The organism is Rhodococcus sp. NPDC057014, from assembly GCF_042673295.1.
In the GTDB taxonomy this organism is placed as follows: domain Bacteria; phylum Actinomycetota; class Actinomycetes; order Mycobacteriales; family Mycobacteriaceae; genus Rhodococcus_F.
The window spans coordinates 1-5672 of the sequence record NZ_JBHUSF010000447.1 but is presented as its reverse complement, the minus strand read 5'-3'; the positions used below and the strand labels follow the sequence as shown (position 1 = coordinate 5672).

6 protein-coding genes, 1 tRNA gene and 1 pseudogene are annotated in these 5672 nt (G+C 67.7%); 4 read left to right on the top strand and 4 right to left on the bottom strand.

The annotated features are described in order from the left end of the window. Window positions 1-87: 87 nt before the first annotated feature. Together ACFTZB_RS42355 and ACFTZB_RS42350 are read left to right on the top strand one after the other, a co-directional pair. A pseudogene (locus tag ACFTZB_RS42355) lies at window positions 88-240 on the top strand (hypothetical protein); the annotation flags it as partial. A 53-nt stretch (window positions 241-293) separates the two neighbouring features. Further along, window positions 294-1598, top strand: coding sequence for an MFS transporter (locus ACFTZB_RS42350; protein ID WP_378441446.1), 1305 nt, complete (start codon window positions 294-296; stop codon window positions 1596-1598). Between the two features lie 50 nt (window positions 1599-1648). Here the strand turns inward: ACFTZB_RS42350 and ACFTZB_RS42345 are convergent. After that, window positions 1649-1720, bottom strand: a tRNA-Cys gene (locus ACFTZB_RS42345). Between the two features lie 92 nt (window positions 1721-1812). Between ACFTZB_RS42345 and ACFTZB_RS42340 the strand changes: the two genes are divergently transcribed. Both ACFTZB_RS42340 and ACFTZB_RS42335 read left to right on the top strand, forming a co-directional pair. After that, on the top strand, window positions 1813-3063 hold the full coding sequence (locus ACFTZB_RS42340; protein ID WP_378441444.1) for a multidrug effflux MFS transporter: 1251 nt from the start codon (window positions 1813-1815) through the stop codon (window positions 3061-3063). Between the two features lie 54 nt (window positions 3064-3117). Next, window positions 3118-3651, top strand: coding sequence for a MarR family winged helix-turn-helix transcriptional regulator (locus ACFTZB_RS42335; protein WP_378441442.1), 534 nt, complete (start codon window positions 3118-3120; stop codon window positions 3649-3651). Window positions 3652-3661: 10 nt separating this feature from the next. Here the strand turns inward: ACFTZB_RS42335 and ACFTZB_RS42330 are convergent, their stop codons facing one another. The 3 genes from ACFTZB_RS42330 to ACFTZB_RS42320 form a co-directional block, all read right to left on the bottom strand. Next, the gene (locus tag ACFTZB_RS42330; protein WP_378441440.1) at window positions 3662-4438 is read right to left on the bottom strand and encodes an enoyl-CoA hydratase; all 777 of its coding nucleotides are present in this window, start codon (window positions 4436-4438) and stop codon (window positions 3662-3664) included. Continuing rightward, the gene (gene mmsB, locus ACFTZB_RS42325) at window positions 4435-5370 is read right to left on the bottom strand and encodes a 3-hydroxyisobutyrate dehydrogenase (RefSeq protein ID WP_378441448.1); all 936 of its coding nucleotides are present in this window, start codon (window positions 5368-5370) and stop codon (window positions 4435-4437) included. Before mmsB ends, ACFTZB_RS42330 begins: the two co-directional genes overlap by 4 nt. Beyond that, a partial coding sequence (locus tag ACFTZB_RS42320) for an enoyl-CoA hydratase/isomerase family protein (RefSeq protein ID WP_378441438.1) occupies window positions 5367-5672 on the bottom strand: 306 nt, incomplete at its 5' end. The genes ACFTZB_RS42320 and mmsB, both read right to left, overlap by 4 nt.

Below are 5672 nucleotides of genomic sequence, written 5' to 3'. Positions count from 1 at the left end.
GGTCTCGGTTGATCGCCATCGAGATGGCCTGCCGGCGCAGCGTGCCCTCCTCACCGCTGAAGTGCGGCAGACGGCCCGGGATCGTGAACGCTTCGCAAGGGCGCGAGCGCCACCGAGGACGAACTGGTCGCGTTCGCCCGCGACCGGCTCGCCGCGTACAAGCGGCCGCGGCTCGTCCACATCATCTCTGATCTGCCGAAGACGCAGACCGGCAAGATCCGGCGTAGCGACCTGCGCTGACGACTCTTCCCCTCTCCCCAGCGACTCCACGCCCCCGATGAAAGTGACTGCACGTGAACGTCGACATCACTCGCCAGGCGCAGCCTGACACCCAGTCCGGACCCACCCTCGCTTCCCGTAAGAAATCGCTACTCGCCAGCTCCGTCGGCAACGTCCTCGAGTGGTACGAGTGGAGTGCGTACGCGGTCTTCGCTCCGTTCATCGCGGCGGCGATGTTCAGCACGTCCGACCCCGTGTCGGCCCTGCTGTCGACGCTCGCCGTGTTCGCGGTCGGATTTCTCATGCGTCCCCTCGGCGGCATCATCTTCGGCCGGATCGCCGACAAGCGTGGACGCAAGTTCGTCCTCGTCACGACGATGCTGATGATGGCGGCCGGCAGCCTGATCATCGGAATCATGCCCACCTATTCGGCCATCGGCGCGTGGGCGTCGCTGATCCTGCTCGCGGCGCGGGTCATGCAGGGCTTCGCACACGGCGGCGAATCCGCGACCGCGTACTCGTACGTCGGTGAGATCGCGCCTCCACACCGGCGCGGCATGTGGGGCAGCGTCGCCTTCGTCGCGATCTTCGGTGGTTCGGTGCTGGCGTACACCATCGGCGGCGTCGTCACCTCCTCCCTGTCCGATACCGCTGTCGGTCAATGGGGTTGGCGCGTCCCGTTCCTCATCGGCGCGCTGCTGGCGCTCGTCGCCCTCTACCTGCGCCGCAGCATGGACGAAAGCGACGTTTTCGACGCCGGACAGAAGGACGACGACCAGCCGCGGATCCCGCGCCGGACCGTCGTCCGCGCGATCCTCCTGATGATCGGCATGACGTCGGGAATCACGGCTGCGCACTACACCTGGACGTCGTACGTCTCCACGTACGCGATCACCCAGCAGGGCATGAACCCCGACACCGCGTACTGGATGCTCGTGATCGCTCAGCTGATCGCTCTGGTCTCGCTGCCGTTCCTCGGGTTGCTCTCCGACAAGATCGGCCGGCGACCCATGCTGGGTGCCTTCGCGGTGCTGATGTTCGCGCTGCAGTTGCCGCTGACCATGATGATCACGTCCGACGGATGGACCCTCCTGGTCGCGACCACCGTGGCGCTGCTGATCGTCGCGGTCCCGGCGTCGATTCTGTCCTCCACGCTGTCGGAGAGTTTCCCGACGCGACTGCGCACCCAGGCGATCGGGTTCGCGTACTCGTTCTCGGTCGCGGTGTTCGGTGGCACCGCGCCGTATCTGAACCAGCTTCTCCTCGGACTCGACCTCGGCTGGGTGTTCGGCGTCTACATCATGGCGCTGGCCGTCCTCACCGGCGTCGCGTGCCTGTTCATGAAGGAGACCAAGGGCATTCGCCTCGAAGACGTGTGAACACGCGCACGAGAGAACCGGCAGGTGCATCACCTGCCGGTTCTCACCCGAGCGAGTGACGGGATTCGAACCCGTGTGAACGGCTTTGCAGGCCGGTACCTCAACCACTCAGTCACACCCGCATCGATGACCACTGTGCCCCGCCGCCGCGGAGGGCGCGAGGGTTGCGCTCACGGTGATTCTGAATCGACACGCCGGGGCGGGAACAAACCGTGTGGCCTCGTTGCTGTGTTCCTTCATGACCGACACCGAAGAACGCGCCGCCCCGACCGGCGAGCGGACAACCTTCCGGCCCAGCCTTCGGGTGATCCTCGTACTCGGCGCGATGGTGGCCCTCGGCCCCTTCACCATCGACATGTATCTGCCGGCGCTACCGGACATCGGAACCGACCTCGGCGCATCCTCGTCCGCGGTCCAGTTGACCATCACCGGCACCCTGCTCGGCCTTGCGCTGGGGCAGTTGATCGTCGGACCGCTGGCGGACAGTCTGGGGCGCAGGCGCCCCCTCATCGCCGGTATCGGTGTGCACGTCGCCGCGTCCGTGCTCGCGGTGTTCGCGCCGACCGTGGCCGTGCTGGGGGTGCTCCGCGTCTTCCAGGGCATCGGCGCCGCAGCCGCAGCGGTGGTCGCGCTCGCCGTGGTCCGCGACCTGTTCTCGGGGAACACCGTCGCCGTCGTGATGTCGCGGCTGATGCTCGTCCTCGGCGTCGCACCCGTGCTCGCCCCGAGTATCGGCGGGGCGCTCCTCATCGCCCTCGACTGGCGCGGGATCTTCGTCGTCCTCGCCGTGATCGGCACGCTGACCGCGTTGATCGGCGCGTGGGGTCTGGCGGAGACGCTGCCGCCGGAGCGCCGCCGCAAGAGCAACCTCCTCGCCGTGCTGGGCACCTACAGGAGCTTGCTCGGAGACCGGGCGTTCATGGTGCTCGCCCTCGTGTCGAGCGTGGCGATGGGATCTCTGTTCTCGTACGTCTCCGGTGCGTCGTTCGTCTTCCAGGACCAGTACGGCCTGGACGAGCAGCAGTTCGCGCTGCTGTTCAGCTCCGGCGCGATCGCCCTGATCGGCGCCTCGCAACTCAACGTCCGCGCCCTCGCGCGCTGGTCGCCGCTGCAGATCACCGTGGCGTCCCTCGGCTTCGCGACGGTGGCCGGGCTGGCGCTGATCACCACCGCGCATGTCGAGTTCGGCGGGCTCGTCGGGTTCGTCGTTCCCCTGTGGTTCCTCCTCGGCGGTGTCGGCTTCGTCCTGCCCAATGCCCCGGCCCTGGCCCTCGGCAGGCACGGGGAGGCGGCGGGCACGGCTGCCGCGCTGCTCGGCGCCCTGCAGTTCGGTGTCGGCGCCCTGATTGCTCCCCTGGTGGGCGTGCTGGGCAACACCGGCGTCGCGCTTGCGGTCACCATGACCGCGTGCACGGGCTTCGGGTTGGTGGCGCTGGCCGCCGCCGCGAAGGCGGAAGCCCGCTGACGACACGCTCGGCAGACTTTCACGGCCCATCACCCGACATGGGATGATCGACGCATGCCACCACCGTCACCACTTCATCTCGACCCCATCGAAGAGGCCCACCGGCAGTGGACCAAGCACGGCTGGGGTGATGTCGCCGACGGCATGGCCGCGGTGACCTCGGTGATGCGCGCCCATCAGATCATGATCGCGCGGGTGGAAGAGGTGCTCAAACCGTCGGGGCTCACGTTCGCCCGGTACGAATTGCTGACACTGCTGACGTTCACGCGCACCGGTGCACTTCCGATGGCGAAGGCCAGCGCGCGCCTTCAGGTTCACCCGACGAGCGTCACCAACGCCGTCGACCGGCTCGAGACGGCGAATCTCGTGCGGCGTGTTCCACATCCGAGCGACCGCCGCGCCACGCTGATCGAGATCACCGACGCGGGAAGGAAACTGGCGGTCGAGTCCACCGAGCGGCTCAACGCGCAGGTGTTCTCCCACCCCGGCGTGTCCGGTGACAAGCTGGAACAACTGGTCGCCATCCTCGCCGAACTGCGCCGCGAGGCAGGCGATTTCGACACCGGAGACGCGCCGACCAAGTGGTGAGTACGGCTGTTCAGCGGTGCTTGAAGACGGGCTGACGTTTCTCGACGAACGCCGCCATCCCTTCCTTCTGGTCTTCGGTGGCGAACGTCGAGTGGAACACCCGGCGCTCGAAGCGGACGCCCTCGGTGAGGGTGGTTTCGAAGGAGCGGTTCACCGCTTCCTTCGCCATCATCGCGACCGGGAGGGACATCTGGGCGATGGTGGTCGCCGTCTGCAGGGCCTCGTCCAGGAGGTCGGCGGCGGGCACGATCCGCGACACCAGCCCTGCGCGTTCGGCCTCCTCGGCGTCCATGTTCCGGCCCGTCAGGCACAGTTCCATGGCCTTGGCCTTGCCCACGGCGCGGGTCAGGCGCTGTGAGCCGCCGATGCCGGGGATGACGCCGAGTTTGATCTCCGGCTGACCGAACTTCGCGGTGTCGGCGGCGAGCAGGATGTCGCAAAGCATCGCCAGTTCGCACCCGCCGCCGAGCGCGTAGCCGGCGACGGCAGCGATGGTGGGCTTGCGGGCCGCGGCGAGGCGATCCCACGCGGCGAAGAAGTCGTCCAGGTAGACGTCCATGTACGACTTGGGCTGCATCTCCTTGATGTCGGCGCCCGCCGCGAAGGCCCGATCGGAACCGGTGATCAGGATGGCTCCGATCTCCGAATCCTTCTCCAACTCCTCCACCGCCGACACGACCTCGCGCATCAGCTCGGAGTTCAAGGCGTTGAGCGCCTTCGGACGGTTGAGGGTGATGATCCCCACCCGGCCCTTGCGCTCCAGGAGGATGGTCTCGAAGTCGGTCACTGCTCTCCCTCGGTGGAACGTTCGCGGATGTCGTTGATGATGGCCGAGAAGTCCTGACCACCACCGCCGGCGGCATGGAACCGGCTGTACAGTTCGGCGGCACGGAGGCCGAGTTCGGCCTCGACGCCGTTGGTCTTCAGCGCGTTCGCGGCGAGACCGAGATCCTTGTCCATCAGCGCGGCCGCGAAGCCCGGCTGGTAGTCGTTGTTGGCCGGGCTCGTCGGAACCGGTCCGGGCACAGGACAGTTGGTGGTCAGCGCCCAGCACTGCCCCGACGCGTTGGACGCGACGTCGAACAGCGCCTGGTTGCTCAGCCCCAGCTTCTCGCCGAGGACGAATGCCTCGCTGACGGCGATCATCGACACACCGAGGATCATGTTGTTGCAGATCTTCGCGGCCTGACCGTTGCCCGGGTCGCCGCAGTGGACGACCTTCTTGCCCATCACGTCGAGCAACGGCTTCGCGGACTCGAAGTCGTCCGCCGTGCCGCCGACCATGAACGCGAGAGTTCCCGCGGTGGCGCCGACGACGCCACCGGAGACGGGTGCGTCCACCGAGCGGTGTCCGGCCTCGACGGCCTCGTCGTGCGCTGCGCGGGCGTCCGCGACGTCGATGGTGGACGAGTCGATGAACAGGGTGCCCGGTTTCGCGGCGGGCAGGATCTCCGCGTAGAGCCCGAGAACGTGCTTGCCGCTCGGCAGCATCGTGATCACGACGTCCACCTCCCGTACGGCCTCGACGGCCGAATCGGCGACGGTGACACCGTCTTTCACTGCCTGCTCGAGTGCGGCGGGCGCGAGGTCGAAGCCGACCACCGTGTGCCCCGCCTTGACGAGGTTGGCCGCCATGGGACCACCCATGTGGCCGAGTCCCAGAAATCCGACGGTAGTGCTCATAGCAGTCCCTCCTGGACGCGTGTGGCTGGTGGTCAGTGCTGCGGTTGCGGGGCCGTGAGGCCGAGTTCGAGGTCGCCGAGGGGGGTGAAGAACTGTGCGACGACGTCGTCGGTGACGTCGTCGAGGGTGGCGGGTGACCAGCGCGGGTTGCGGTCCTTGTCGACGACCTGCGCCCGGATCCCCTCGACCAGATCGGCCGAACCCAGGCAGGCCACCGACACCCGGAACTCCTCGTTGAGGACCTCCTCGAGGCTGCCCGCGACCCGGGCCCGGCGCAGCGAGGTGAGGGTGACCGCGCACGCGGTCGGCGACTTCGCCAGCACCTGCTCGGCCGCCTT

What these genes read in the sequence shown, in the direction of transcription:
- ACFTZB_RS42335 (WP_378441442.1), top strand. Translation starts at nt 3,118, where the DNA reads ATGCCACCACCGTCACCACTTCATCTCGACCCCATCGAAGAGGCCCAC.